Below are 24,935 nucleotides of genomic sequence, written 5' to 3' on the forward strand. Positions count from 1 at the left end.
CTCCCACAGGAGGAACGCGGTCCCAACCAAGAGCCAGGTCGGCTATCAGGCCGCCTCGCGGTGGACGTTGATCTCGGGCGCCCCGTTAACCACGCTGGCTGAACGAAGGCATTGCGCAGTGGGTAACCCGGCATGGATGCCGGGTTAGCCGCGCTGGGCCATGGATGGCCCTTCGCGGCGGCCCACGGAGCAATGCCTTCGTTCAGGCATGCCGAGCCTAAGCGAGGCACCGAGTGGTGGGGCAAAGCGTTTTTGGTTACTTTTGGCGCTCTTCCAAAAGTGACCCGCTGTAAGAGCGGAACCGCCAGTAGCCGTTACCGAAGAAATGGATATACACCCCGCCCCCCCCGAAACGAAGCCACAAAAAACGGCGCCTTCCCGTCCAGGAAAAAGCGCCGTTTTCTCAAAGCGATTCCAGCTTAGTGCGAAACGCGACTCGTACCACCCACAGTGGAAATACGAACCCGCTCACCCACACGGAACACCTCGTTTTCCTGAACCTGCTGCACATAGGCACGCATGCTGCCGTCATCTTCACGCACAGTGATTTCCACACCCTGGGTACGGGTCAGGCCTTCTTCGGTAGCGGAACCAATCAGGCCACCCGCCACAGCGCCGATCACGGCAGCGACGATGCTGCCACGGCCACCACCGATGGCACTGCCGCCGACACCACCGACCACAGCACCCGCCGCACCGCCGATAGGGGTCTTGGTGCCTTCGATCTTGACCGGACGCAGGGATTCGATAGTCCCCATGCGAATCGTCTGCACGCGACGCGCTTCGTCACGGGAGTAGGAGTCACCGGTCAGGCTCGACTGACAGCCAGTAAGCAACATCGCCATCGTGGAAAAGGAAGCAACCAGCAAAACAGACTTACGCATAGCATCAACTCCAAAAGACAGGGATTCATTAAACTCCGCAGCTTGACGCCTGTCACGGCCTCGCCGGGATAAAATTGTTTTCATTCAGGTGGGATACAGGCGCACCGGAAAAATTCACCAAACAGTAGCGCCAATTTACGAAACCTGCGTCATCAACCCAGGGATTTTTTCATGGATTATTTCATCATCGTCGTCACCACCGTGGCCGGCCTGTACTTCCACGGGTGGCTGTACGTGCGGATCAGACGCTGGATCGACCGCGACCTGGCGTTGTCGCTGGCGGGGCAGGATGAGCAGAAAAAGACCTACATGCTGCAACAATTGGCCCGCGCCCGGGAGCAAGGCATCAAGCGTCGGGACCTGCCGCAATGGCTGCAAACCGCTGCGGCAGGTTATCCCCCTAAGGCGCCAGGCGCTCGCGAACCCAGCCCGCCCCTTGCAGGCGGTAATTGAGGCGGTCATGCAGGCGACTGGGACGGCCTTGCCAGAACTCGATGCGCTCGGGCAGCAAACGATAACCACCCCAATGCTCAGGGCAGTGGGGTTGGCTGTCGCTGAAGCGTTGTTCGGTGGCCTTGAGCAAATCGTCCAGCTCCGCACGCCCTGAAATCACCCGGCTCTGGGGTGACGCCCAGGCGCCGAGGCGGCTGCCCAGCGGGCGAACCTGGTAATAGGCGTCTGACTCTTGCGCGGTGACCTTGACCACTTTGCCTTCGATGCGCACCTGGCGTTCCAGGGCCGGCCAGAAAAACGTCATGGCCGCGAACGGATTCGCGGTCAGTTGCTGGCCCTTGGCACTGTCGTAGTTGGTGAAGAACGTGAATCCCAGGGCATCCAGGCCCTTGAGCAGCAGGATCCGACAATGCGGGCGCCCTTCTGCGTCCACCGTCGCCAAGGTCATGGCGTTGGCCTCCACCGGGGCCTGCTCGGTTTTCACCGCGTCGGCAAACCATTGGTGGAACAGTGCAAAAGGCTCGGCCGGGGCTTGCGCCTCGGTCAAGCCGTCGCGGGTGTAGTCGCGGCGCATATCAGCCAGCGGTTGGGTCATGGCGCGTTCCTTGTGTTAGCCCATCACTGCTTCGAGGTATCGGTGGCCGCGACTTTCTTGGTATCGGTGGCGGCTTTGGCCGGTTGGGGTTTCTTCGCTGGGGTAGCGGGCTTGGCCGGGGCCTTCTTTGCAGGCGCCTTGGCCGCGGCTTTTTTGGCCGGTGCTTTCTTGGCCGAGGCTTTGGTGGTCGAGGCCACTGCTTTTTTAGCCGCAGGCGCAGGCGCCGGGGCAACAGGCTTCGCATCCTGGGCTGCAACCATCGTCACTGGGGCCGGGGCCGGCATGTTGTATTTGCTCAGCAGCGCAACCATGGTGTTGGCCGGCGTGACCAGCAATTCCACACGACGGTTCAAGGCGCGGCCCTCAACGCTGTCGTTGGCCGCACGTGGCGCCACTGCGCCCATGCCGCGCAGCATCAGGCGATCGCGTTGCAGGCCGCTGAGGCGAAAAATCGCCGCCACGGACTGGGCACGCTCCTGGCTGAGCTTGAGGTTGGCCGGTGCAGCGCCCGAAGTATCGGCGTGGCCGAGGATCAGCACGGCAGTCTTCGGGTCGGTTTCAAGGATCTTCGCCACACGGGTGAACGGGCCGAGGGTCACAGGCAGCAGCATGGCCGGACGGTCCGGGTTGAAAGAGCCGTCCACGGGCGCGGTAACCACTAGCACGTTATCGCGGCGCTCGAGTTCGAGCTTGCTGTCCTTGATGGCGGTGCGCAGCTTCGGCTCGTAGTCGTCGAGCCAAGCTTGGGTGACTTTAGGATCGGGCATCGGCACCGCCTTGGCGGTTTCCTGATCCTTGCCACCGAACGGCCACCACCACTTGCCGTTGCTTTCGGCTTCGGCCTTGGCAACCGCTGCCGGCGCCTTGGCCTCAGGCTTGGCTTGCGCTTCTGCCTTTGCTTCGACTTTTCTGGCGGCGTCCGCGGCGGTTTCCTCGGAAGAGAACGGCCACCACCAGTGGCTGGCGCCCTCGGCCTTGGCTTGCGGGGCGACGGCAGCTGGTTTCAGGGGCGCCGCTGGCGCCGTTTCCTTGGCCGCGACCTTGTCGGAAGAACCGAACGGCCACCAGCCGCTGCTGCCCTCGGCATCATTTTGTGGGGTTTGTGCGCAACCGGTGATAGCGAAGCACAGCGCCAGAGCGAGAGTTTTATTCGATGACATTGGATATCCACAAAATGATCTAAATGAAAAAACAAGGCCATGTTTTGGCCGCATAAACAGACGCTTTGAAACTGAAAAGGACACGAGGTTCCGGTGCCCGCCGCCTTCAATGGCGCTTTATAGACAAGTGGCAAGCACCCGCGCAAGATTCTGCGCGCGCGGGTCCATCAAGACGTAAGGCCCGAGCGTGTTGGTCACGAAGCCGAACGCGACATCATGTTCGGGATCGGCAAACCCGATGGAGCCCCCGGCCCCCGGATGACCGAACGCCCGCGGGCCAAGGCCGTAGGTCGCGTTCGCTACATCCGGTTGGTCGAGCATGCAACCCAGGCCGAAACGGGTCTGGGTCAGCAATGTCTTATCCTCGCCAAAGCTGTGCTGGCGAGTCAGTTCGTCGAGCATTTCACCTTCCAGCAGGCTGCCGTCCAGCAGCCCCCCATAGAACCCGGCCAGGCTACGGGCATTGCCGTGGCCATTGGCCGCCGGTTGCTGCATGCGTCGCCATTCCGGTTTGTTGGTGCTGGTCATGATCGACGGTGGATTGGTAAAGGCCCGGGTGGTCATGGCCGTGGGCTCGCGCATCGTCACCTGCAGCAGGCGCTGGGCCGCCGCATCGCCGGCGTTGCCTTTGCCGCGGGCGATATGGGCCACGCGATGAAACTCCTCGTCGGCCAGACCGACGTGGAAATCCAAGCCCAACGGCTTGGCGATGCGAGCCACGATGGACTCCCCCGGGCCACGCCCATCGGCCCGGCGCAATAACTCACCCACCAGCCAGCCGTAAGTGATCGCGGCATAACCGTGGCCCTCGCCCGGTGTCCACCAAGGTGTTTCGGCAGCCAGGGCATCGACCATGGCTTGCCAGTCATAAAGCGCTTCGGGCGGCAGCAATTCATGTAGCGCTGGCAACCCAGCCTGGTGGCAGAGCAGTTGGCGCAGGGTGATGGATTGCTTGCCGGCCGCGGCAAACTCTGGCCAATAGCGGGCTACCGGAGCGTCCAGCTGCAACTTGCCTTCGGCCACCAGTTGCAGGGCCGTGACCGCGGTGAACGTTTTGGTGCAGGAAAACAGATTGGCGATGGTGTCGCTGTGCCAGGCTTCATGGCCATCCTTGTCGGCGGTACCGGCCCACAGGTCGATCACCGTGCGGCCGCCCACCTGAATGCACAACGCCGCGCCGCGCTCCTGGGGATCATCGAACAGCGCCGCGAACGCTTCACGCACCGCCTCGAACTGAAGTTCGTAATGGCCTTGAATTTGCACCCGTAACTCCCTTGAAACAAACACTTTTAAGGTGACTGGCATTGTTTCAGCCATTCAGGGTTTTGGGAACCGCCGCAAGACGGCTGGCTAAGCATGTCCCTGTGCAAGAGAAACTGTGGGAGCAAGGCTTGCCCGCGATGAGGCCTGTGTGGTCTCTCTGAAACCAAGGTACCTTCATCGCGGGCAAGCCTTGCTCCCACAATTACATTTCTTCGCTACAAAATCGCAGCAGCCTCAGGAAATCTCCCGCCGAAACGGCGGCAATGCATTGAGGATCGCCTTGCCGTAGCGCTGGGTCACCAACCTACGGTCGAGCAAGGTGATGGTGCCGCGGTCCTCTTCGGTACGCAGCAAGCGGCCACACGCCTGGACCAGCTTCAGCGAAGCGTCCGGCACGGAGATTTCCATGAACGGGTTGCCACCGCGGGCTTCGATCCACTCGGCCAGCGCCGCCTCCACCGGGTCGTCGGGGACCGAGAAGGGGATCTTGGCGATTACCACGTGCTCGCAATAGGCGCCGGGCAAGTCCACGCCTTCGGCGAAGCTCGCCAGGCCGAACAGCACGCTGGAATCCCCACCATCGACCCGGGCCTTGTGCTTGTTCAGGGTTTCCTGCTTCGACAGGTTGCCCTGGATGAACACCTGCTTGCGCCAGTCACGATCGAGGCCATCGAACACGTCCTGCATCTGCTTGCGCGAGGAAAACAGCACCAGGGTACCCCGGGAGCCTTCCACCAGTTCCGGCAGGTCGCGGATGATCGCCGCGGTGTGGGCAGGGGCATCCCGTGGGTCGGCCTTGAGGTCGGGCACCCGCAGCACACCGGCGTCAGCGTGATGGAAAGGGCTCGGGACCACTGCAGTCACGGCTTTCTTCGGAAGGCCGGCGCGCATGCGGAAGCGGTCGAACGTGCCCAGGGCGGTCAGCGTGGCGGACGTCACCAACGCGCCGTAGGCCACGTTCCACAGGTTGCGACGCAGCATTTCCGCCGCCAGGATCGGGCTGGCATTGACCTCGATGTCGAACAGCGAACCGCTTTCGGCCAGGGTCAGCCAGCGCGCCATCGGCGGGTTGTCTTCCGGGTCTTCGGCGGTGAAGGCCGTCCACAGCTCCCAGTTGCCCTGGGAGCGGGACAACAGGCTGCCGAACAGCGGGTACCACTCCTCGGCCTGGTTGCTGGCAATACCGATGTTGACCTCGCCATCCATGCCTTCCTTGAGCAGATCGGTCAGACGCGTGAACAGGTCGGTCAGGCGCGCGAAACCTTTCTTGAGCTCGATGCCCATTTCGCGCATGTGCTCGGGGATCACCCCTCCGACAAACCGGTGGCGTGGCCGCTCGCGCCCCTCGACGTCTTCGCCGGGCTTGAAATCGGCCACTTGCTCGCACGCGGTGAACATGAACTGCTGGTTCGTCTTGATTTCCCGCGCCAGCTCCGGCACTTGCTCGATGAACTTGCCCAGGTCACCCGGCAACGGATGCTGGGCCAGCAGTTTGGTGAGGTTCTTGGCGGTGGTTTCCAGCCAATCGGCGGTGGAACGCAGCCGGGTGTAATGGGCGAAATGGCCGATGGCCTTGTCTGGCAGGTGATGGCCTTCGTCGAACACGTAGATCGTGTCGCGCGGATCCGGCAGCACCGCTCCGCCGCCCAGGGCCAGGTCGGCCAGGACCATGTCGTGGTTGGTGACGATGACGTCGACCTTGCCCATGCCTTCGCGGGCCTTGTAGAAGGCGCATTGGCCGAAGTTCGGGCAGTGGCGGTTGGTGCACTGGCTATGGTCGGTGGTCAGGCGGGACCAGTCGGCGTCTTCCAGGGCGGTGGACCAACTGTCGCGGTCGCCGTCCCATTTATTGCCGGCCAGCTTCTCGATCATGCTGGTGAACAGCTTCTGGCTGGCTTCATCCACCTCGATCTTGAAGCCTTCTTCTTCGAACAACTGGGCCGTGGCGGTCTGGGCATGGCCTTCCTGGAGCAACATGTCGAGCTTGGACAGGCACATGTAGCGCCCGCGGCCTTTGGCCAGTGCGAACGTGAAGCTCAACCCGCTGTTGCGCATCAGGTCGGGCAGGTCCTTGTAGACGATCTGCTCCTGCAGGGCGACGGTGGCCGTGGCGATCACCAGGCGCTTGCCGGCGGCCTTGGCGGTGGGAATCGCCGCCAGGCTGTAGGCCACGGTCTTGCCGGTACCGGTGCCGGCCTCCACCGCCACGACGGCAGGCTCGCCGCTGCGCCGACCTTCGTCGTCGGTGTCGATGTCACCCAGGACTTTTGCCACTTCGGCAATCATCAGGCGCTGGCCATATCGCGGCTTGAGGCTCTTGGCTTCGAGAAAACGCGAATAGGCGCCCTGGATCGTGGTTTTGAGTTCGGTGCTGATCATGAATGGTCGGGCGCTAAAAACGCTGGATAAATTTTCAGTGGTTCGGATCGGCGGCTATCATACCCCGCTAATGAATCCTGCGCAGAACGGAGTAACCCAATGACACCCTTTGCCCTTGTCTACACCCTGCATTTACTGGCGGCCCTGGTCTGGGTCGGCGGCATGTTCTTCGCCTGGATGATCCTGCGCCCCGCCGCAATGACGGCGCTTGAGGGCCCTGCCCGGCTCAAGCTATGGGTAGAAGTGTTTCAGCGTTTTTTTGTCTGGGTCTGGGTCGCGGTCGTACTTTTGCCGATCAGCGGCGTAGGCCTGATCCATCTGCGCTTCGCCGGTTTCGAAACCGCGCCGCGTTATGTGCAGGTGATGATGGGGTTGTATGTGGTGATGACGGCGCTGTTTATCCGCATCCAGAGCTTGCAACTGCCGGCGTTGCGTAACGCCGTGACGGCGCAGGACTGGCCGGCGGGGGCGGCAGTGCTAGGGAAGATCCGGCGGTTGGTGGGGATCAATCTGTTGATCGGGTTGCTGGTGGTGGCGATTGGCGCGGCGCGACCGATGTTCTGAAAATAGCGCACCGAACCCTGTGGGAACGAGCTTGCTCGCGATGGCGGCACGTCAGGCAATACTTGATCGGCTGACACAACGCCATCGCGAGCAAGCTCGCTCCCACAGGTCGGGATTAGATTTTCTTCAGAACCGCTGCACCGTCACCGTCCCCGCCGCTCCGGCAGGCCCTGGCTGGCCATCAGCGCCAGGACGGCCGCTTTTGCCGCCATCCGCGGTATAGACCAGGCAGCCCTTGGCCTTGCCTCCCGCCCCGGGTTTGCCACCGTGCCCCGCCGCGCCACCGGCACCGCCGTCCACCGCCACCTTGATCTGCTCGGCCGGGTAAGCCAGGGGCAGTTCCAGGCGCACCTGCGCTCCAGCGGCTCCCGGCTGGCCATCGCTGCCATTGCTGCCGTCGGCCCCGCGACCGGCCGAACCCCAGGTGCAACCCGGCGCCTGGCCATTGGCACCGTCAAGGCCAACGTAACCCGGTGCACCGGTGCCGCCGCGAGCATCCACCGACAACAACGGCGCGTTCAACACCTTGAAACGCAGGTTGAGATCGCGTCCCGGCCGCGCGGCCTTGGTGTAGGTCCCCGGTGCGCCACGTGAAGTGATCTGGCTGCCCTCGGCCAATTCAGCCTGGGCCACTTTCATTTCCAGTACCTGCTGCGCCGGCACGATGGCGATCCGCGCCTCACGCCCCAGATGCAATTGGTCGATGGTCAGTTCAGTGACATTGGAAGGCACCAGCAGCGTGCCGTAATCGGCCACGTCCAGGCGTTCCAAGGTCAGGGTGCTGGTGGTGTTGGGCAGGCGCATCAACGAATGGCCTTCGACCTGGAGCACCTGGGCCGAAGCCCACGGACATACGAGTGCGGCAAGCAGACACAATTTACGCATGGGAAGCCTCTGGCGCGGTCGGGAGGGTTTGCAGGTGGAAGATGCCAAACAGCAGCACTCTGAGGCGATCACGTCCAGGCGCGGGGCGGCCACGGAAACTGGCCCTGAACAACAGCAGCTCCAGCAGATGGAGCACCAGCAAAAACGCGCCGGCGACATTGACCAGCAGATGCAGCGGATGGACGAACGGCACGACCAGATTGACCAGCACCACCAGCCAGAACAGCAGGGTCAACAAGCGCCCCAGCCCCCAAAACACCTTCATACGCCCCCCTGATCAAGCATTATTCTTTGCGCGCACAGTAACGGCTTGCGCGCCGGATAAGCCAGAGGGCCCGGCAAATTTAATCTAACCCGAGCCTCGGCCACCGGATCGCCCTCCCGACGACCCGGCAGCCCTGGGCCGCGCCTCAGCGCTGGATATGCAATTCAACCCGACGGTTCTGCGCCCGCCCTTCGTCGGTCTCATTGTCGGCCACCGGCTCGCTTTCGCCCTTGCCTTCGCTGGTGAGTTTGTCGGGGGCCAGGCCCTGGGTCAGCAAATACTCCACGACGCTGCTGGCCCGACGTTCGGACAGCCCCTGGTTATAGGCATCCGTGCCGACACTGTCGGTGTGGCCCACCACCCGGATACTGGCGACATTGGCATGGCTGAGCTTGCCCATCAGCCCATCGAGCTGGCTTCGAGCCTCTGCGGTGAGGTCGGATTTGTCGAAATCGAACAGCACCTTGCCCGCGTCGTTGAGGGTGATGACCTCGCTGGCCGGTGCTTGCGGTTCGACCGGCGGCGCACTGGCCGGGTATTGCGGCACTGGGCAACCGTGATGCTCGACCGGTGTATTGGCCGCAGTATCGGGACAACGGTCGCGGCGGTCGAACACGCCGTCGTCGTCTTCATCGCCATCCTGGGCGTAGCAGATCAAACCACCGCCCAGCAGCCCCAATGCGGCGCCACCGGCGGCCCAACCGCTGCTTTCAATGGCCCCCAACCCGCCGCCGACCAGGCCGCCGATCAGGCTACAGATTGGCCAGGTGCGTTGATTGAGGGGTGCGCTGCCGTCGCTGTGAGTGGCGCAACCGGACAACAGACTGCTCGCCAGCAGTACCGGTAAGGCGGCCCTGATTAGAACGTTCATGGTGAAGGCTCCTGTGTTACCGGCCCATACCGGTCACACAGGAGTAAAGACCCGCATCCGCAACTCTACAAGCCGCGGATGACAGGGGTTTCAGCGGTTTATCCTGATTTCCGTGCGGCGGTTCATCGCACGGCCGTCAGCGGTCTTGTTATCGGCCACCGGCTGGCTCTCACCGGCACCGGACACCGAGACAAAACTGGCACGCGGCACGCCGTTCTGGACCAGGTATTGCACCACCGAATCGGCTCGCTTCTGCGACAGTTTTTTGTTGTAGGCATCGCTGCCGACGCTGTCAGTGTGGCCAGTGACACTCAGTTGCGCGGTGGACGTTTCCTGTTTCAGCCGGGTGGCGACCGTACTCAGCACATCTTTGTCGGCCGGGGTCAGCGTGGCTTTGTTGAACTCAAAGTGCACGTCGCGGATCACGATGGTTTCTTCCTTGACCACGACCGCTTCTTCGACCATCGGCACCGGGGCGGGTGGTGGGCAACCGTCGGCATCGACCTGCACGCCCTTCGGTGTGCCCGGGCACTTGTCGCGGCTGTCCGGCACGCCATCGCCATCCTCGTCGCCGTCGCCCTTGACCCAGCAATAAGCTGCCGCCATGCCGCCAACATACAGCGCGCCGCCGCCAGCCCAGGAAGTACTTTCTATGGCACCTAATCCCGCGCCGATCGCACCGCCGACGGCCGCACAGGTCGGCCAGTCGGTTTTCTGCAAACCTGCGCAACCAGTCAACACACTGGTTAGCAGAACCAGGGGTAACGCTGTCCGAACTATGCTCATCGGGTTTTCTCCTTGAGGGATCGGCTGGTCGCCGATTCAGGGGAGTAAAGACCCGACTTCGAATCTGCGCCAGCCTGGGTAATTGCGGGTTTTCGCCCCGCGTTTGCGACGTTTGCGCACATTCAGGGACAAACCGCTCTAGGCCATGCTGTCCGGGCAGGCTATCGTGGCGGTTCTGACTGAGGAACTTCGATGACCGTTGCCATTTCTTCACGTACGCCCCAGCAAGCCCTGGCCGCCGTGCTTGACCGTTATGCCCCAAAAACACTGCTGCTGATCGGTGCCAGCGGCTTTCCCGCACTCGAAGCATTCCAGCAGGCCCACCCCGACACCGAAGTGATCCATGCCGGCCCCGGCGCGTTGCCGGCGGACGTGGCGGCGCGACGTTTTGACCTGGCCCTGGCGCTCGATTGCCTGGAGCATTTGCCCAAGCGCGAGGGTCTGAACCTGTTGGGCGGCATCCGTAATCTCAACGCCAGCCGCATCGCCGTGCTGGCCGACCTCAACGCCTGCGGCTGGCAAGAGACGGACTTTTTTTCCCTGGCCCTGCAAGCCAGTGAGCGATTCCAGCGCGAAGACCAGGTGCTGACCCTGTTCACCTACGATCTGCTTGAATACAAACAGGTCCCCGACTGGCTCAACTCACGTTTTTGGGCCAACCCGGAAAACTTTGGAAAATATTGGTGGTAACCGTGAACACAAGCTCGCACTCACCCATTTGCCCCTGCGGCAGTGGCAACTCACTGGAGGCCTGCTGCGGCCACTACCACGACGGTCACCCGGCGCCCTGCGCCGAAGCCTTGATGCGCTCGCGCTATAGCGCCTATGTGCTGGGCCTGGTGGATTATCTGGTCGCCACCACCCTGCCCGCCCAGCAGCAAGGCCTCGATCGCCAGTCCATCAGCGAATGGAGCGCCAACAGCACCTGGTTAGGACTGAACGTGGAAAGCAGCGAAGTGTTCGGCGGTCAACCGGAACACGCCTTCGTCACGTTCACCGCACGCTGGCACGACGGCCAGGGCGAGCATAGCCACCGTGAACAGTCTTCGTTCGTGCAGAACGACGGACGCTGGTACTTCATCGACCCGACCGTGCCGGTCAAGACAGGACGCAACGACAGCTGCCCGTGCGGCAGCGGGCACAAGTTCAAGAAGTGCTGCGCCGGTTACTTCAATCGCTGATTTAGGAAACGTCCGACGCTCGTGCATCGGCCCATAGGGCTAGACTGGAGATAAACCAGAGGCACGGACATGACCCCTTCATCATTCTTGCTACGCATCACCTGCCTGCTGCTGTTCGTTGGGCTCGGCGGCTGTGCATCCTGGCGAGGTGAAGAAGCCCCGGAACCCCAGGTGCACCTGGTCAAGGTCGAGGTGGTGCGGGCCCGGCTGGTGGAACAGAAGTTCATGCTGCACTTTCGCGTCGACAACCCCGGCGACAGCGACCTCACTGTTCGTGGCCTGACTTACCGCATTCACCTGGGCGACCTGCTGCTGACCGAAGGTGAGCATGAACACTGGTTCACCGTGCGCCCCAAGCACAGCGCCTACTTCAAGGTGCCGGTGCGCACCAACCTGTGGCCACAGGTGCGGGAAGTGGTGAAGCTGCTGGAGAAACCCCGGGAACAGATCCCCTATCGTCTGGAAGGTGAGCTGGAAACCGGATTATTCATCGCTCACTACGTGCACCTTGAGCGCAATGGCGTGATAATCGCCGCCGATTTTATTGCGGAGTAACCCCGATGACCCAGCAACCCCACGTCCACGGCCCTGATTGCAACCATGATCACGACCATCATCACGACCATGACCACGGCCACGTCCACGGCCCGAACTGCGGCCACGCCCACCAGGAACCGGTGCGCAACGCCCTGAAGGATGTCGGCCGCAATGACCCTTGCCCGTGCGGCAACGGCAAGAAATTCAAGAAGTGCCACGGGGCTTGAGGGGCTGGGCGCAATACTTTTTCGCCTGTTAGACCGTCATCGCGAGCAAGCTCGCTCCCCACAGGGGTTCCCGGCGTTCGCCAAGCCTTGTCTCACCACTGACTTCTGTGGGAGCGGGCTTGCTCGCGAATGCGGTGGGCCAGTTGGCAGTGATTAACCTGACTCGCCCTCTTCGCGAGCAAGCTCGCTCCCACAGGGCAATTGCGGTGAGGCGATATCCAATGATCACCGCAGAATCCACTGTAGGAGCGAGCTTGCTCGCGATGAGGCCGGTACATTCACTGCTTATGTATCAGCCCGCCTGCAGAATCCGCTTCACACCAACCACCGTCGCATACTCCCCGTGCAAGTTGCCCAGGGACATGGCATGCACCTCGGCTGCCGAACGGGCGTTGCCGAAGTAATCGGTTTTGTCGAAGGTAAAGCAGGCGTCCTCGGCCACCCAGGTATCGAATCCCAGATTGCCAGCCGTACGCGCCGTGGACTCCACCGAGTTGTGCGTCGCCACGCCGACGATCACCAGTTGCCTGATACCGGCTTTGCGCAGGTCTTGCTCCAGGTGGGTGCCACTGAACGCATCCGGCACCTGTTTTTGCACCAACCATTCCCCGGCCATCGGCTCGAACCGTGGCTGGACCTCCACCCCCGACTGCCCCGGCCAGAACACCGAGTCCGGCGAGCGGGACAGGTGATGGACGTGAATCACCGGTCGCGCCGTGTGTCGCCAGAAAGCCAGCAGTTCCAGCATGCGCAGCTCTGCCTCGGGGTTGTTCCGAGGGCCGAGCCTGGGGTGAAGGATGCCTTTTTGTTGATCGATGAGGATCAGCGCTGCGTCGTTCTGTAGCTCCATGCCAGTCTTCTCTTGCTCGGTCTTTGAATGGTCCACACTTGAGCATCACCTCTTCCAACAGGCAAGCCTTCGCGCAAAAGCGATGACCCGGCCACGGGCTTTCATCGCCAAATCAACAAATAACCCTCCCCCCCGCTTGCGCGGCCCCCGCCTGCTCACTAACGTAGCGCCTTTATTGGTGCCACCCCCCTCCCGCAGGAGCTTTGCCATGGCCTCGCCAGCCTCTATTTCCCTCATCCCCCGGCTCGGTGTTGCCGCCGCGGTAGCCAGTGTGCTCGGTTTGAGCGGATGCCAGACCTGGAATGCCCAGGACACGGTCCCGCCCACGTCCGGTGTGCAGCCGCTCAAGGGGCTGGCGCAGAACGTCTCCGTCCGCCGCAACGCCACGGGCATGCCGCTGATCGAAAGCAACAGCTTCCATGACGCCTTGTTCACCCTCGGCTACGTCCACGCCAGCGATCGCATCACCCAGATGGTGACCCTGCGCCTGCTGGCCCAGGGTCGATTGGCGGAAATGTCCGGCGCCGAGCGGCTGGACGTCGACCGCTACATGCGCGCCGTCAACCTGAAGAAAAACGCCGACGAGCTGTACAAGGCGTCTTCGCCGCGGCTCAAGCGCTTCTTCGAAGTCTATGCCCGGGGCGTCAACGCCTACCTGTTCCGTTACCGCGACAAGTTGCCGTCGGACCTGGCCGCCACCGGTTACAAACCCGAATACTGGAAACCGGAAGATTCGGCGCTGATGTTCTGCCTGCTGAATTTCAGCCAGTCGGCCAACCTGCCGGAAGAAATCGCCAACCTGGTGCTGGCCCAAACCGTCACCAACGATAAACTCGCCTGGCTGAGCCCGTCCTACCCGGACGAGCAACTGCCCGTGGCCGAGGCCGACAAACTCCAGGGCCTGCGCCTCAATGGCCAGATCCCGGGCCTGAACGAAATCAGCAAGGCCACCCACCAATTGGCCGGGCTGAACCTGTTGGGTGCTGCGTCGGCAAGCAACTGGGCCATCGCGCCGCAACGCAGCCGCAGCGGCAAGAGCCTGTTGGCCAGCGACAGCCATGGGCCGCTGGGCATGCCGGGGCTGTGGAGCCCGGTACAGATCCGTGCGCCCAAGTACCAGGCGGCCGGGGTTTCCGTGGCGGGCATCCCGATGATCCTGGCCGGGTTCAATGGCAAAGTGGCCTGGAGCATGACCAGCGTGCTGGGGGACAACCAGGACCTGTTCCTGGAAAAAATCCGCCGCCAGGGCAATGGCCTGTCCTACGAGGTCAACGGCAAATGGCAACCGGCGATCGTGCGCAACGAAACCTATTTCATCAAAGGCCAGCGGCCGATTCGCGAAGCGGTGTTCGAAACCCGCCACGGCCCGCTGCTCAACAGTGCCCAGGGCCCGGCCATGGCCAACGGCTTTGGCCTGGCCTTGCAGACGCCGAGCTTCAGCGACGACAAGACCCTGGACGCCTTCTTCGACCTGTCCCGGGCACAGACCGTCGAGAAAGCCTCCGATGCCAGCCGGGAAATCCGCGCCATGTCCGTGAACCTGGTCTTTGCCGACGCCAGCCATATCGGCTGGCAAGTCACCGGTCGCTACCCGAACCGCCGTGAAGGTGAAGGCTTGTTGCCGTCGCCGGGCTGGGACGGTCGCTACGATTGGGACGGTTACGCCGACCCGATGCTGCACCCCTACGATCAAGACCCGGCCCAGGGCTGGCTCGGCACGGCCAATCAACGGGTCATTCCCCATGGCTACGGCATGCAGCTGTCCAATTCCTGGGCTTCGCCGGAGCGTGGCGAACGCATGGCCGAACTGGCCGGCGCCGGCAAGCACGACACCCGCAGCCTGACCGCCATGCAATACGACCAGACCACGACGCTCGCGGCCAAGCTCAAGCAAGTCTTCGAAGCCCCGGGCATGACCCAGCCACTCAAACAGGCCATCGAAGCCCTGCCGGTGGCTGACCGGGCCAAGGCTCGCGAGGCCTATACCCGTTTGATGGCGTTCGATGGCCGGCTCAGCCCGACCTCCGCCGACGCGGCGATCTACGAGCTGTTCCTGCAGGAAAGCATGAAGCAGATTTTCCTCGACGAGCTGGGCCCGGACAGCAGCCCGGCATGGCAGGCGCTGGTCGCCAACGGCCAATTGTCCTACTCGGCCCAGGCCGATCATCTGCTGGGGCGGGAAGACAGCCCGTTCTGGGACGATGTGCGCACACCCCAGAAAGAAGACAAGGCCGTCATCCTGGCTCGCAGCCTGGCCGCCACCATCAGCGCCGGTGACAGCCAGTTGGGCGGTGACCACAAGGCCTGGCAATGGGGCCAATTGCATCGCAGCGCCTGGAAGAACAGCAACGGTCAGATCGTACGCGGCCCGCTGCCAGCCGGTGGCGACGCCACCACACTCAACACGGCGGCGTTCGCCTGGGGGCAGGATTTCACCACCACCCTGGCGCCGGCCATGCGCTTTATCGTCGACTTCGGCCAGCCCGAGCCGTTGATGATCCAGGACGGTGCTGGCCAGTCCGGCAACCCGGTCAGCCCACACTATGCCAATGGCATTGATCCGTGGATCAAGGGGCAGTACCAGAGCCTGCCGTTGCAATCGCAGAACTTTGATCGGGCCTATGGCAAGACACGATTGACCCTGGTGCCTGGCAAATAACTGCAGCCCAGGACTTTGTGGCGAGGGAGCTTGCTCCCTCGCCACGGGTGCTGGGTTGTCTGGACTGAAGTCATCGCGAGCAAGCTCGCTCCCACAGGGGGTCGTGTTGAATTCGGTATGGCGATTCAACACAAAGCCAATGTGGGAGCGAGCTTGCTCGCGATGGCGCCAGCCCATGCACCCCGAAAAACCCGATAGAACTTCTCCCCCCGCCCTCGCCTCTACCTGACAAGCCCATCGCTCCGGTGACTGCATGGATCTTGTCATTGCCCGCCCCGAAGGCTTGTACTGCCCACCCGGGGATTTCTACATCGACCCGTGGCGGGCGGTGGAACGCTCGGTCATCACCCACGCCCACGGCGACCATGCCCGCAGCGGCAACCACCATTACCTGGCAGCGGCACCCGGCGAAGGTATCTTGCGGTCACGCCTGGGCCAGGACATCAACCTGCAAACCCTGCCCTACGGCGAACGCCTGTCGCATCATGGCGTGACCTTGAGCTTTCACCCCGCCGGCCACGTGCTGGGCTCGGCCCAGGTACGGCTGGAATATCAAGGCGAGGTCTGGGTGGCGTCGGGGGATTACAAAGTCGAACCCGACGGCACCTGCACCCCGTTCGAGCCGGTGAAATGCCACACCTTCATCACGGAATCCACCTTCGGCCTGCCGATCTACCGCTGGCAGCCCCAGGCGCAGATTTTCGACGAAATCAACCAGTGGTGGCGCGGGAACATCGCCGCCGGCCGGGCCAGCGTGTTGTTCTGTTATTCCTTCGGCAAGGCCCAGCGGATTCTTCACGGCATTGATGAAAGCCTCGGCCCGATCCTGGCCCATGGGGCGGTGGAACCGCTGAACCGGGTCTACCGCGAGGCCGGGGTTTATCTGCCGCCAACGATTTATGCCGGTGATATCAAGAAGAACGACCCGATCATGGGCCAGGCGCTGATCATCGCCCCGCCCTCTGCCGGGGGCAGCAGTTGGATGCGCCGTTTCGGCGACTACAGCGATGCCTTCGCCAGCGGCTGGATGCGCCTGCGTGGTACACGTCGGCGGCGCGGCGTCGACCGGGGTTTCGTGCTGTCCGACCACGCCGACTGGCCAGGCCTGCTCTGGGCCATCGAGCAGACCGGCGCCGAACGGGTCATGGTCACCCACGGGTCAGTTGCCGTGCTGGTGCGCCACTTGTGCGAGCAAGGCCTCAATGCCCAGGGATTCACCACCGAATACGGCGACGACGAAGAAGACCTCGCCACGGCCATCGACAGCGGTGAGGAGGAGCCATGAAAGCCTTCGCCGAGTTGTACGCCAAACTGGACGCCACCACTTCCAGCAATGCCAAGCTCACCGCCATGCAGGACTATTTCACCAAGGCCCCGCCCCAGGACGCGGCGTGGGCCGTGTATTTCCTCTCCGGCGGGCGTCCGCGGCAGCTGGTGCCGGTAAAAATCCTGCGGGAGCTGGCGGTCCAGGTATCCGGGTTATCGCTATGGCTGTTCGAGGAAAGTTATCAGGCCGTGGGCGACCTGGCCGAAACCATTTCGCTGGTATTGCCCGAATCGCCCCACAGCTCCGATGAAGGCCTGGCGCTGTGGATCGAAGAGAAACTGCTGCCATTGCGCGGAGAGTCGCCCGACGTCCTGGCTGAACGGCTTCCAGCGCTGTGGGCGCAGTTGGACCGGCCGAGCCTGATGCTGTGCATCAAACTCATCACTGGCAGCTTCCGGGTTGGGGTGTCCAAGCTATTGGTAACCCGGGCCCTGGCGACCATGGCCGGGCTGGACAGCAAACGGGTGGCCCAGCGGCTGGTGGGCTATACCGATCTGTCCCATCGCCCCACGGCCGCCAGTTACCTCAAGCTGATCGCCGCCGAGTCCGACGATGAACATGCCCAGCGCGGCGGCCAGCCTTATCCGTTTTTCCTGGCCCATGCGTTGTCCGCGCCAGTGGAGCAATTCGACACCCTACTGGGGCCGGCCAGCGACTGGCAGGTGGAATGGAAATGGGACGGCATCCGGTCCCAGGTGATCAAGCGCGACGGCCATTTGTGGGTCTGGTCGCGAGGCGAGGACTTGGTTACTGAGCGGTTTCCGGAATTGCATTCACTGGCCCAGGCGTTGCCTGACGGCACGGTGATCGACGGTGAAATCGTGGTCTGGAAAGCCCCCCAGTCGGTCACCGAAGACGCCTTCGACCCGGACGCGCCGTTGCAACCAGCCGTGCAACCCTTCGCCCTGTTGCAGCAGCGCATCGGTCGCAAGACCCTGAGCAAGAAAATCCTCGACGACGCCCCCGTGGTGGTGATGGCCTACGACCTGTTGGAATGGCAAGGCGAGGACTGGCGCAGCCGTCCCCAGGCCGAGCGCCGCGAACAACTGGAAGCGCTGATCGCCCGTATTCACAGCCCGGTGCTGTTGCCCTCGCCGACGGTCACCGGCCAGGACTGGCTCGACCTCGCCCGGCAGCGCGACGCCTCTCGCAGCCTCGGCGTCGAGGGCATGATGCTCAAGGCCCGCAACGCGCTGTATGGCGTAGGCCGCACCAAGGACATGGGCGTGTGGTGGAAATGGAAGATCGACCCGTTCAGCGTCGACGCGGTACTGATCTACGCCCAGCGTGGCCACGGCCGACGCGCCAGCCTGTACAGCGACTACACCTTCGCCGTATGGGACAACCCGCCGGGCAGTCGCGAGCGCACCCTGGTGCCATTCGCCAAGGCCTATTCAGGGCTGACCGATGCAGAGATGCGCCAGGTCGACAGCATCGTGCGCAAGACCACAGTGGAAAAGTTCGGCCCGGTGAGCAGCGTCACCCCCACCCTGGTGTTCGAACTGGGCTTCGAAGGCATCGCCCTGTCTAAACGCCACAAGAGTGGTATCGCGGTGCGGTTTCCACGAATGTTGCGCTGGCGCCAGGACAAGAGCAGCGAAGAGGCCGACACATTGGCGACGCTTCAAGATTTGTTGAAATGCTAGCCGCCCGCTCTGCCACATTCGTTTGACACAGTAGTCGCTATGTAACATGCCTGATAAAAATAGTGCGAATCGACGATGAACCGCATTTAAAGATATGTGCTTTGGTGCGGGGTGATGTGATTCTAAAAAAACTATGGATGTCCCGCAGGCTAGCAGCTTTTCTGACGCCGTAATTGCGTCACGAGTCTATTTATCACGACCAGAAAAAACCGACTTGCTCTTTTAAAGAGCACTGCTAACGTGACATCAGATCAGTGAATTTATTTAAGTGTCTCCCATCCAGCGCCTGCGCCAGGCCCTTTTATGCAACAGTCATTCGGGGAGCGAGCGGCAGCTTCCCCACGGTGAGGCCGGGCGAGACCATCCCCTGACGGTAGGGTGATCGCAGTGAAACCGAGACGTGCCCCCACACTAGCAAGGGAGCCTGAAAAAATGCGCGTAGAGAAGCGGTTTCACTCATTGGACAGTTTCAGGGGGTTGATGGCGATTTCAGTAATGCTCTACCACTTGCGCGTCAGCGGAAGTTTTACCGAATGGTTGTTATTTCGCCATGCCGAAATATTCGTATCTTTCTTTTTTGTATTGAGTGGCTTTGTATTGATGCATGCCTATGGCAGCTCCGCACAGTTTATTTTTCGCAAATTCTTCATAACACGGACCTTCCGTTTGCTGCCCCTGCACCTCTTTATGCTGGCTATTTTTATATTGTTAGAGTGCGGCAGGTATATGGCTGCCCAAAAAGGCATGGACTTCAATAATGAGCCATTTTCAGGAAAGTTCGCCCCTTCTGAAATTCTGCCAAATGCACTGCTGTTGCAATCCTGGACGCATTTGACTAATCCCCTGTCGTTCAACTATCCGTCTTGGAGCATCAGTATCGAGTATTACACCTACATGATCTTCGCCCTTATCCTGGGCATCGCTTTCGGCATCCGGACATGGGCGTGGGCAACGATGGTACTCGTGGCCCTGGCGCTGATGTATGCAGGCAATACCTTCTTCACCATCGAATCGCTCCGGGGCCTCGCTTACTTTTTCACCGGTTGCCTGGCGTACACCGTGTATGTGAAGCTCCCCCGCCCCAACCAGACCCAGACCTGGTTGCTGACAACGCTTGAAGTGCTGGCGCTGGCAGCGGCGCTGGTTTTCGTGGTCAACGATTTTGCAGCCAAGCAGCTGTTGGCCAGCCCCGTGTTCGGTGTCATCGTTGTGATATTCGCCTTTGATGGCGGGTCCGTGTCGCGGTTGTTGGCGCGACGTGGCTTCGGTTTTCTCGGCAAGTTGTCTTATTCCATCTACCTGACCCACGCGGCCGTTCTGTTTTGCGTAGTGTCAGCGTTTATGGTGGCGAGAAAAATCCTTGGCGTTGACATTGCACCGATGATCGACGGGACTCGTTACCTGGACCTCGGTAACGTACCGCTCAATAACCTCATCGCTTTGCTGGTAGTGGGATTGGTCGTTCTGGTGTCGATGTTCACCTACCGGTATGTCGAAATGACCGGGCAATCCCTTGGCCGAGCGCTTGCCAACAACACCGCACACAGCAGTCCCGCATTGAGATCCGATACTGAGATTTGAAAAAACGGGACGAAAACCGTTAGGCCGCCCTGGCTTTCCCATCAAAGGCCGGCCCCTGCGCAGCTAATCGCTACCCAGCAGCGGCAGGCACTCTGCGAGCGACAGAAACGCAGAGTCCGCGCCATCCTGGTGCAACTTTTGATGTACGCTCATCTCCGCGCACCATTGCGTTCCGTCTCCCGCCGCCCGTGCTTTTAAAACACTTGTTCGGCACTATGGTTCGGAAATTGCTACCTTTATGCCGTCATACCGTTCAGACCTTCACCGGTAACAATCTTACGCGCCACAAGCGCTCAAATTGGTTTTAGGGACTCAATAATGAAAAAAGCACTGCTGACCCTTTCTGCACTGGCGTTGTGCATGGCCGCTGGCGTCGCCACAGCCAAGGAATACAAGGAACTACGTTTTGGTGTCGACCCTTCCTACGCCCCGTTCGAGTCCAAGGCCGCTGACGGCAGCCTGGTCGGTTTCGACATCGACCTGGGCAATGCGATCTGCGCAGAGCTGAAGGTCAAATGCAAATGGGTCGAAAGCGATTTCGACGGCATGATCCCGGGCCTCAAGGCCAAAAAATTCGACGGCGTGATCTCCTCCATGACCGTGACCCCGGCGCGGGAAAAAGTCATAGACTTCTCCAACGAGCTGTTCTCCGGCCCAACGGCCTATGTCTTCAAGAAGGGCTCGGGCCTGAGCGAAGACGTTGCCTCGCTCAAAGGCAAGACCGTCGGCTATGAGCAGGGCACCATCCAGGAAGCCTACGCCAAGGCCGTGCTGGACAAGGCTGGCGTCAAGACCCAGGCCTATCAGAACCAGGACCAGGTCTACGCCGACCTGACCTCCGGCCGCCTCGACGCGGCGATCCAGGACATGCTCCAGGCTGAGCTGGGCTTCCTGAAATCGCCAAAGGGCGAAGGCTATGAAGTCAGCAAGCCGGTGGACAGCGAACTGCTGCCATCCAAGACCGCCATCGGTATCAATAAAGGTAACAAAGAGCTGAAGGCGCTTTTGGATAAAGGTATCAAAGCGTTACACGACGACGGCACGTACGCCGAGATCCAGAAAAAACACTTTGGCGATCTGAATCTGTACAGCGGCAAATAATGCGCGGCGCCCATCCGGTCTCGGGTGGGCGCTTTTTTTCTGCCAAAGGCCTCCTCCATGTTCGAACAACTCCTACAAAATCTGGGGCTCTCCGCCTTCAGCCTGCAGGGCTTCGGCCCGCTGCTGATGCAAGGCACCTGGATGACCATCAAGCTGTCGGCCCTGTCCTTATTGTTGAGCGTCTTGCTCGGCCTGCTGGGCGCCAGCGCCAAGCTGTCCAGCGTCAAACTGCTGCGAATCCCTGCCCAGCTCTACACTACGCTGATCCGCGGCGTACCCGACCTGGTGCTGATGCTGTTGATCTTCTACAGCCTGCAAACCTGGCTGACTTCGTTTACCGACTTCATGGAATGGGAATACATCGAGATCGACCCATTCGGCGCCGGGGTGATCACCCTGGGCTTCATCTATGGCGCGTATTTCACCGAAACCTTTCGCGGCGCGATCCTCGCGGTCCCCCGGGGCCAGGTCGAAGCCGCCACGGCCTATGGCCTCAAGCGTGGCCAGCGGTTTCGCTTCGTGGTGTTTCCACAAATGATGCGCTTTGCCCTGCCGGGTATCGGCAACAACTGGATGGTGATGCTCAAGGCCACCGCGCTGGTGTCGATCATCGGCCTGGCTGACTTGGTCAAGGCGGCCCAGGATGCGGGCAAGAGCACCTACCAACTGTTCTACTTCCTGGTGCTGGCGGCATTGATCTATCTGCTGATCACCAGCGCGTCCAATTTCATCCTGCGCTGGCTTGAACGCCGCTACGCCGCCGGAGCCCGGGAGGCGGTGCGATGATCGAACTTCTGCAGGAATATTGGCGGCCGTTCCTTTACAGCGACGGCGTCAACATCACCGGCCTGGCCATGACCCTGTGGCTGCTCAGCGCCTCGCTGCTGATCGGCTTCGTGGTGTCGATCCCGCTGTCCATCGCCCGGGTTTCACCCAGGTTCTACGTACGCTGGCCCGTGCAGTTCTACACCTACCTGTTCCGGGGCACGCCGCTCTATATCCAGCTGCTGATCTGCTACACCGGCATCTACAGCATCGAGGCGGTACGCGCCCAACCCATGCTCGACAGTTTCTTTCGCGACGCGATGAACTGCACGATCCTGGCCTTTGCCTTGAACACCTGCGCCTACACCACGGAAATTTTCGCCGGGGCGATTCGCAACATGAACCATGGCGAAGTGGAAGCGGCCAAGGCCTACGGCCTGACCGGCTGGAAACTGTACGCCTACGTGATCATGCCCTCGGCGCTGCGGCGCTCGCTGCCGTACTACAGCAATGAAGTCATCTTGATGCTGCACTCGACGACCGTGGCGTTCACCGCTACCGTTCCAGACGTGCTGAAAGTCGCCCGGGATGCCAACTCGGCGACGTTCATGACGTTCCAGTCGTTCGGGATCGCCGCGTTGATCTACCTGACCGTCACCTTTGCGCTGGTGGGCCTCTTCCGCCTCGCCGAACGCCGATGGCTGGCCTTCCTCGGGCCGACCCACTAGGGCTTTTGTTCCAGGACACACACGCACATGCGCCACCAGATCCATGACCTGCTGGCCCCGGTACCGGGGACCGCACGCAAGATCCACAGCTTCCACTTCGGCCCGGAAAAAGCCGTCGGCAAAATCTATATCCAGTCGTCCCTGCACGCCGATGAACTGCCGGGCATGCTGGTCGCCTGGCACCTCAAGCAACGCCTGGCCGAACTCGAGGCGTCGGGCCACCTGCGCCACGAGATCGTGCTGGTACCGGTCGCCAACCCCATCGGCCTCGAACAAGTGCTGATGGACGTGCCTTTGGGTCGCTACGAAACCGAGAGCGGGCAGAACTTCAACCGCCGCTTCGTCGACCTGAGCGAAGAGATCGGCAACGAAATCGAGGAGCTGCTCACCGACGATCCGCAGCACAACCTGATGCTGATCCGCACCAGCCTGCGCGATGCCCTCGCCCGGCAGACCCCAGGCACCCAACTGCAATCCCTGCGCCTGGCCCTGCAACGGCTGGCCTGCGACGCCGACATGGTGCTGGACCTGCATTGCGACTTCGAAGCCGTGGCCCACCTCTACACCACACCCGAAGCCTGGCCCCAGGTCGAGCCGCTGGCCCGCTACATCGGTGCTGAAGCCAGCCTGCTGGCGACCGATTCGGGCGGCCAGTCGTTCGACGAATGCTTCACCCTGCTCTGGTGGCAACTCAAGGAACGCTTCGGCGAACGCTTCGAAATTCCCCTGGGCAGTTTTTCGGTGACCGTGGAATTGCGTGGCCAGGGTGACGTCAACCACGGGCTGGCGAGCCTCGACTGCCAGGCCTTGATCGAATACCTGATCCGCTTCGGCGCCATCGACGGCGAACCGATGCCCATGCCCGAACTGCCCTACCCGGCCACGCCGCTGGCCGCGGTCGAGCCGGTGGCGACGCCCGTGGGCGGGTTGCTGGTCTACAGCGCCCTGCCCGGCGAATACCTGGAGGCGGGGCAACTGATCGCGGAAATCATCGACCCGGTCAACGACACCGTCACCCCCGTTCATTGCCGTAACGCCGGGCTGCTGTACGCCCGTTCGCTGCGTCGCATGGCCACGGCCGGCATGGTGATCGCCCATGTCGCCGGCACCGAGGCCTACCGCAGCGGCTACCTACTTTCGCCTTGAGGATGCATGCTCCATGTACAAACTGACCATCGAAGGCCTGCATAAAAGCTATGGCGAACATGAAGTGCTCAAGGGCGTTTCGCTCAAGGCCAAGACCGGCGACGTCATCAGCCTCATCGGCGCCAGCGGCTCGGGCAAAAGTACCTTTTTGCGCTGCATCAACTTCCTGGAACAACCCAATGACGGCGCCATGACCCTGGACGGCCAACCGATCCGGATGATCAAGGACCGCCACGGCATGCACGTGGCCGACGCCGACGAACTGCAACGCATCCGCACCCGCCTGGCCATGGTGTTCCAGCACTTCAACCTGTGGAGCCACATGACCGTGCTGGAAAACATCACCATGGCGCCGCGCCGGGTATTGGGTGTGAGCAAGCAGGAAGCCGACGACCGTGCCCGGCGTTATCTCGACAAGGTCGGCCTGCCGGCGCGGGTTGCCGAGCAGTACCCGGCGTTTCTCTCCGGCGGCCAGCAACAGCGCGTGGCCATTGCCCGTGCGCTGGCGATGGAACCGGAGGTGATGCTGTTCGACGAACCCACCTCGGCCCTGGACCCGGAGTTGGTGGGCGAAGTGCTGAAGGTGATCCAGGGCCTGGCCGAAGAGGGCCGGACCATGATCATGGTGACCCACGAAATGAGCTTCGCCCGCAAAGTCTCGAACCAGGTGCTGTTCCTGCACCAGGGCCTGGTGGAAGAAGAAGGCGCTCCGGAAGACGTGCTGGGCAATCCCACCAGCGAACGGCTCAAGCAGTTTCTCAGTGGCAACCTGAAATAAACTTCGGACTCCCCTGAAAAGAAGGCGCCAGGCGCCAATGCCTGTCAGTTAGGAACAAACGGCATAAATCCTGTGGGAGCAAAGCTTGCTCGCGATAGCGGCAGAGTCGCCAATATCTTAGTCGGCTGGCTTACCGCAATCGCGAGCAAGCTTTGCTCCCACATGTTTGCTGCTTAGCTGACTGGCATTCGGCGCCAGACGCTGCTTTTGTGGCGAGGGAGCTTGCTCCCGCTGGAGGCGCAGCCTCCGCAGCATGTCATCCAGATCCAGGGGGCCGCTTCGCAGCCCAGCGGGAGCAAGCTCC

The 24,935-nt window shown here is 61.8% G+C and carries 25 protein-coding genes; 15 read left to right on the plus strand and 10 right to left on the minus strand.

Annotated features, from left to right (window positions below):
- Positions 1-419: 419 nt before the first annotated feature.
- Positions 420-884, minus strand: a complete 465-nt coding sequence (locus AC3A5O_RS11795) for an outer membrane lipoprotein (RefSeq protein WP_024776354.1) — start codon at positions 882-884, stop codon at positions 420-422.
- A 171-nt stretch (positions 885-1,055) separates the two neighbouring features.
- Here AC3A5O_RS11795 and AC3A5O_RS11800 point away from each other — a divergent pair, with 171 nt between their 5' ends.
- Positions 1,056-1,337, plus strand: coding sequence for a hypothetical protein (locus AC3A5O_RS11800; protein WP_122565375.1), 282 nt, complete (start codon positions 1,056-1,058; stop codon positions 1,335-1,337).
- Here AC3A5O_RS11800 and pdxH read toward each other — a convergent pair.
- The 4 genes from pdxH to dinG form a co-directional block, all read right to left on the minus strand.
- A complete protein-coding gene (gene pdxH / locus AC3A5O_RS11805) occupies positions 1,285-1,932 on the minus strand; it encodes a pyridoxamine 5'-phosphate oxidase (RefSeq protein ID WP_122565376.1) in 648 nt (215 codons plus the stop codon). The genes AC3A5O_RS11800 and pdxH overlap by 53 nt on opposite strands.
- A 23-nt stretch (positions 1,933-1,955) precedes the next feature.
- Entirely contained in the window at positions 1,956-3,092 is a 1,137-nt protein-coding gene (locus AC3A5O_RS11810; RefSeq protein WP_487753209.1) for an OmpA family protein, read from the minus strand.
- A 117-nt stretch (positions 3,093-3,209) separates the two neighbouring features.
- The gene (locus tag AC3A5O_RS11815; protein WP_305469989.1) at positions 3,210-4,355 is read right to left on the minus strand and encodes a serine hydrolase domain-containing protein; all 1,146 of its coding nucleotides are present in this window, start codon (positions 4,353-4,355) and stop codon (positions 3,210-3,212) included.
- 234 nt (positions 4,356-4,589) lie between these two features.
- Positions 4,590-6,734: an ATP-dependent DNA helicase DinG gene (gene dinG / locus AC3A5O_RS11820; RefSeq protein WP_122565379.1), complete on the minus strand. Its 2,145-nt coding sequence runs from the start codon at positions 6,732-6,734 to the stop codon at positions 4,590-4,592.
- A gap of 99 nt (positions 6,735-6,833) precedes the next feature.
- On the opposite strand from dinG, the gene AC3A5O_RS11825 reads away from it, so the two are divergent.
- Positions 6,834-7,298: a DUF2269 family protein gene (locus AC3A5O_RS11825; RefSeq protein ID WP_122565380.1), complete on the plus strand. Its 465-nt coding sequence runs from the start codon at positions 6,834-6,836 to the stop codon at positions 7,296-7,298.
- A gap of 126 nt (positions 7,299-7,424) precedes the next feature.
- Here the strand turns inward: AC3A5O_RS11825 and AC3A5O_RS11830 are convergent, their stop codons facing one another.
- From AC3A5O_RS11830 to AC3A5O_RS11845, 4 genes are all read right to left on the minus strand, one after another.
- Complete coding sequence (locus AC3A5O_RS11830) at positions 7,425-8,183, minus strand: collagen-like protein (RefSeq protein WP_122565381.1); 759 nt, start codon at positions 8,181-8,183, stop codon at positions 7,425-7,427.
- Complete coding sequence (locus AC3A5O_RS11835; protein ID WP_063322681.1) at positions 8,176-8,448, minus strand: DUF1145 domain-containing protein; 273 nt, start codon at positions 8,446-8,448, stop codon at positions 8,176-8,178. The genes AC3A5O_RS11830 and AC3A5O_RS11835 overlap by 8 nt, the downstream gene beginning before the upstream one ends.
- Before the next feature lie 145 nt (positions 8,449-8,593).
- Positions 8,594-9,319, minus strand: a complete 726-nt coding sequence (locus tag AC3A5O_RS11840) for a PA1041 family peptidoglycan-binding anchor lipoprotein (RefSeq protein ID WP_487753210.1) — start codon at positions 9,317-9,319, stop codon at positions 8,594-8,596.
- A 90-nt stretch (positions 9,320-9,409) separates the two neighbouring features.
- On the minus strand, positions 9,410-10,105 hold the full coding sequence (locus tag AC3A5O_RS11845; protein WP_122565383.1) for a PA1041 family peptidoglycan-binding anchor lipoprotein: 696 nt from the start codon (positions 10,103-10,105) through the stop codon (positions 9,410-9,412).
- A gap of 192 nt (positions 10,106-10,297) precedes the next feature.
- On the opposite strand from AC3A5O_RS11845, the gene AC3A5O_RS11850 reads away from it, so the two are divergent.
- The 4 genes from AC3A5O_RS11850 (at position 10,298) to AC3A5O_RS11865 (ending at position 12,050) form a co-directional block, all read left to right on the plus strand.
- A complete protein-coding gene (locus AC3A5O_RS11850; RefSeq protein ID WP_122565384.1) occupies positions 10,298-10,795 on the plus strand; it encodes a DUF6231 family protein in 498 nt (165 codons plus the stop codon).
- A 2-nt stretch (positions 10,796-10,797) separates the two neighbouring features.
- Entirely contained in the window at positions 10,798-11,286 is a 489-nt protein-coding gene (locus AC3A5O_RS11855) for a YchJ family protein (RefSeq protein WP_205929590.1), read from the plus strand.
- Between the two features lie 69 nt (positions 11,287-11,355).
- Positions 11,356-11,841, plus strand: coding sequence for an LEA/WHy family protein (locus tag AC3A5O_RS11860; protein WP_122565385.1), 486 nt, complete (start codon positions 11,356-11,358; stop codon positions 11,839-11,841).
- Positions 11,842-11,846: 5 nt separating this feature from the next.
- The gene (locus AC3A5O_RS11865; protein ID WP_003198420.1) at positions 11,847-12,050 is read left to right on the plus strand and encodes an SEC-C metal-binding domain-containing protein; all 204 of its coding nucleotides are present in this window, start codon (positions 11,847-11,849) and stop codon (positions 12,048-12,050) included.
- Positions 12,051-12,342: 292 nt separating this feature from the next.
- On the opposite strand, the gene AC3A5O_RS11870 is transcribed toward AC3A5O_RS11865, so the two are convergent.
- A complete protein-coding gene (locus AC3A5O_RS11870) occupies positions 12,343-12,900 on the minus strand; it encodes a cysteine hydrolase family protein (protein ID WP_122565386.1) in 558 nt (185 codons plus the stop codon).
- Between the two features lie 208 nt (positions 12,901-13,108).
- Here AC3A5O_RS11870 and AC3A5O_RS11875 point away from each other — a divergent pair, with 208 nt between their 5' ends.
- From AC3A5O_RS11875 to AC3A5O_RS11915, 9 genes are all read left to right on the plus strand, one after another.
- Complete coding sequence (locus AC3A5O_RS11875; RefSeq protein WP_487753211.1) at positions 13,109-15,559, plus strand: penicillin acylase family protein; 2,451 nt, start codon at positions 13,109-13,111, stop codon at positions 15,557-15,559.
- Positions 15,560-15,812: 253 nt separating this feature from the next.
- Positions 15,813-16,844: a ligase-associated DNA damage response exonuclease gene (locus AC3A5O_RS11880; protein ID WP_305491803.1), complete on the plus strand. Its 1,032-nt coding sequence runs from the start codon at positions 15,813-15,815 to the stop codon at positions 16,842-16,844.
- The gene (locus tag AC3A5O_RS11885; protein ID WP_122565389.1) at positions 16,841-18,532 is read left to right on the plus strand and encodes an ATP-dependent DNA ligase; all 1,692 of its coding nucleotides are present in this window, start codon (positions 16,841-16,843) and stop codon (positions 18,530-18,532) included. The genes AC3A5O_RS11880 and AC3A5O_RS11885 overlap by 4 nt, the downstream gene beginning before the upstream one ends.
- Before the next feature lie 432 nt (positions 18,533-18,964).
- Positions 18,965-20,113 carry an acyltransferase family protein gene (locus AC3A5O_RS11890; protein ID WP_460079965.1) on the plus strand — a complete coding sequence of 383 codons (1,149 nt, stop codon included), beginning with the start codon at positions 18,965-18,967 and terminating at the stop codon, positions 20,111-20,113.
- Positions 20,114-20,431: 318 nt separating this feature from the next.
- The gene (locus AC3A5O_RS11895) at positions 20,432-21,214 is read left to right on the plus strand and encodes a transporter substrate-binding domain-containing protein (protein WP_122565391.1); all 783 of its coding nucleotides are present in this window, start codon (positions 20,432-20,434) and stop codon (positions 21,212-21,214) included.
- A gap of 57 nt (positions 21,215-21,271) precedes the next feature.
- The gene (locus AC3A5O_RS11900; protein WP_025212190.1) at positions 21,272-22,000 is read left to right on the plus strand and encodes an ABC transporter permease; all 729 of its coding nucleotides are present in this window, start codon (positions 21,272-21,274) and stop codon (positions 21,998-22,000) included.
- Entirely contained in the window at positions 21,997-22,707 is a 711-nt protein-coding gene (locus tag AC3A5O_RS11905) for an ABC transporter permease (protein ID WP_122565392.1), read from the plus strand. The genes AC3A5O_RS11900 and AC3A5O_RS11905 overlap by 4 nt, the downstream gene beginning before the upstream one ends.
- A gap of 27 nt (positions 22,708-22,734) precedes the next feature.
- Positions 22,735-23,853, plus strand: a complete 1,119-nt coding sequence (locus tag AC3A5O_RS11910; protein WP_122565393.1) for a succinylglutamate desuccinylase/aspartoacylase family protein — start codon at positions 22,735-22,737, stop codon at positions 23,851-23,853.
- A 13-nt stretch (positions 23,854-23,866) separates the two neighbouring features.
- A complete protein-coding gene (locus AC3A5O_RS11915) occupies positions 23,867-24,631 on the plus strand; it encodes an ABC transporter ATP-binding protein (protein WP_122565394.1) in 765 nt (254 codons plus the stop codon).
- Positions 24,632-24,935 lie beyond the last annotated feature (304 nt).

The sequence above is a fragment of the Pseudomonas sp. Soil_N_39 genome (assembly GCF_057655955.1).

Coding starts and splice junctions, on each gene's coding strand:
- AC3A5O_RS11795 (WP_024776354.1), bottom strand. CDS start 884: ATGCGTAAGTCTGTTTTGCTGGTTGCTTCCTTTTCCACGATGGCGATG.
- AC3A5O_RS11800 (WP_122565375.1), top strand. CDS start 1,056: ATGGATTATTTCATCATCGTCGTCACCACCGTGGCCGGCCTGTACTTC.
- pdxH (WP_122565376.1), bottom strand. CDS start 1,932: ATGACCCAACCGCTGGCTGATATGCGCCGCGACTACACCCGCGACGGC.
- AC3A5O_RS11810 (WP_487753209.1), bottom strand. CDS start 3,092: ATGTCATCGAATAAAACTCTCGCTCTGGCGCTGTGCTTCGCTATCACC.
- dinG (WP_122565379.1), bottom strand. CDS start 6,734: ATGATCAGCACCGAACTCAAAACCACGATCCAGGGCGCCTATTCGCGT.
- AC3A5O_RS11825 (WP_122565380.1), top strand. CDS start 6,834: ATGACACCCTTTGCCCTTGTCTACACCCTGCATTTACTGGCGGCCCTG.
- AC3A5O_RS11830 (WP_122565381.1), bottom strand. CDS start 8,183: ATGCGTAAATTGTGTCTGCTTGCCGCACTCGTATGTCCGTGGGCTTCG.
- AC3A5O_RS11835 (WP_063322681.1), bottom strand. CDS start 8,448: ATGAAGGTGTTTTGGGGGCTGGGGCGCTTGTTGACCCTGCTGTTCTGG.
- AC3A5O_RS11840 (WP_487753210.1), bottom strand. CDS start 9,319: ATGAACGTTCTAATCAGGGCCGCCTTACCGGTACTGCTGGCGAGCAGT.
- AC3A5O_RS11845 (WP_122565383.1), bottom strand. CDS start 10,105: ATGAGCATAGTTCGGACAGCGTTACCCCTGGTTCTGCTAACCAGTGTG.
- AC3A5O_RS11850 (WP_122565384.1), top strand. CDS start 10,298: ATGACCGTTGCCATTTCTTCACGTACGCCCCAGCAAGCCCTGGCCGCC.
- AC3A5O_RS11860 (WP_122565385.1), top strand. CDS start 11,356: ATGACCCCTTCATCATTCTTGCTACGCATCACCTGCCTGCTGCTGTTC.
- AC3A5O_RS11865 (WP_003198420.1), top strand. CDS start 11,847: ATGACCCAGCAACCCCACGTCCACGGCCCTGATTGCAACCATGATCAC.
- AC3A5O_RS11870 (WP_122565386.1), bottom strand. CDS start 12,900: ATGGAGCTACAGAACGACGCAGCGCTGATCCTCATCGATCAACAAAAA.
- AC3A5O_RS11875 (WP_487753211.1), top strand. CDS start 13,109: ATGGCCTCGCCAGCCTCTATTTCCCTCATCCCCCGGCTCGGTGTTGCC.
- AC3A5O_RS11880 (WP_305491803.1), top strand. CDS start 15,813: ATGGATCTTGTCATTGCCCGCCCCGAAGGCTTGTACTGCCCACCCGGG.
- AC3A5O_RS11885 (WP_122565389.1), top strand. CDS start 16,841: ATGAAAGCCTTCGCCGAGTTGTACGCCAAACTGGACGCCACCACTTCC.
- AC3A5O_RS11890 (WP_460079965.1), top strand. CDS start 18,965: ATGCGCGTAGAGAAGCGGTTTCACTCATTGGACAGTTTCAGGGGGTTG.
- AC3A5O_RS11895 (WP_122565391.1), top strand. CDS start 20,432: ATGAAAAAAGCACTGCTGACCCTTTCTGCACTGGCGTTGTGCATGGCC.
- AC3A5O_RS11900 (WP_025212190.1), top strand. CDS start 21,272: ATGTTCGAACAACTCCTACAAAATCTGGGGCTCTCCGCCTTCAGCCTG.
- AC3A5O_RS11905 (WP_122565392.1), top strand. CDS start 21,997: ATGATCGAACTTCTGCAGGAATATTGGCGGCCGTTCCTTTACAGCGAC.
- AC3A5O_RS11910 (WP_122565393.1), top strand. CDS start 22,735: ATGCGCCACCAGATCCATGACCTGCTGGCCCCGGTACCGGGGACCGCA.
- AC3A5O_RS11915 (WP_122565394.1), top strand. CDS start 23,867: ATGTACAAACTGACCATCGAAGGCCTGCATAAAAGCTATGGCGAACAT.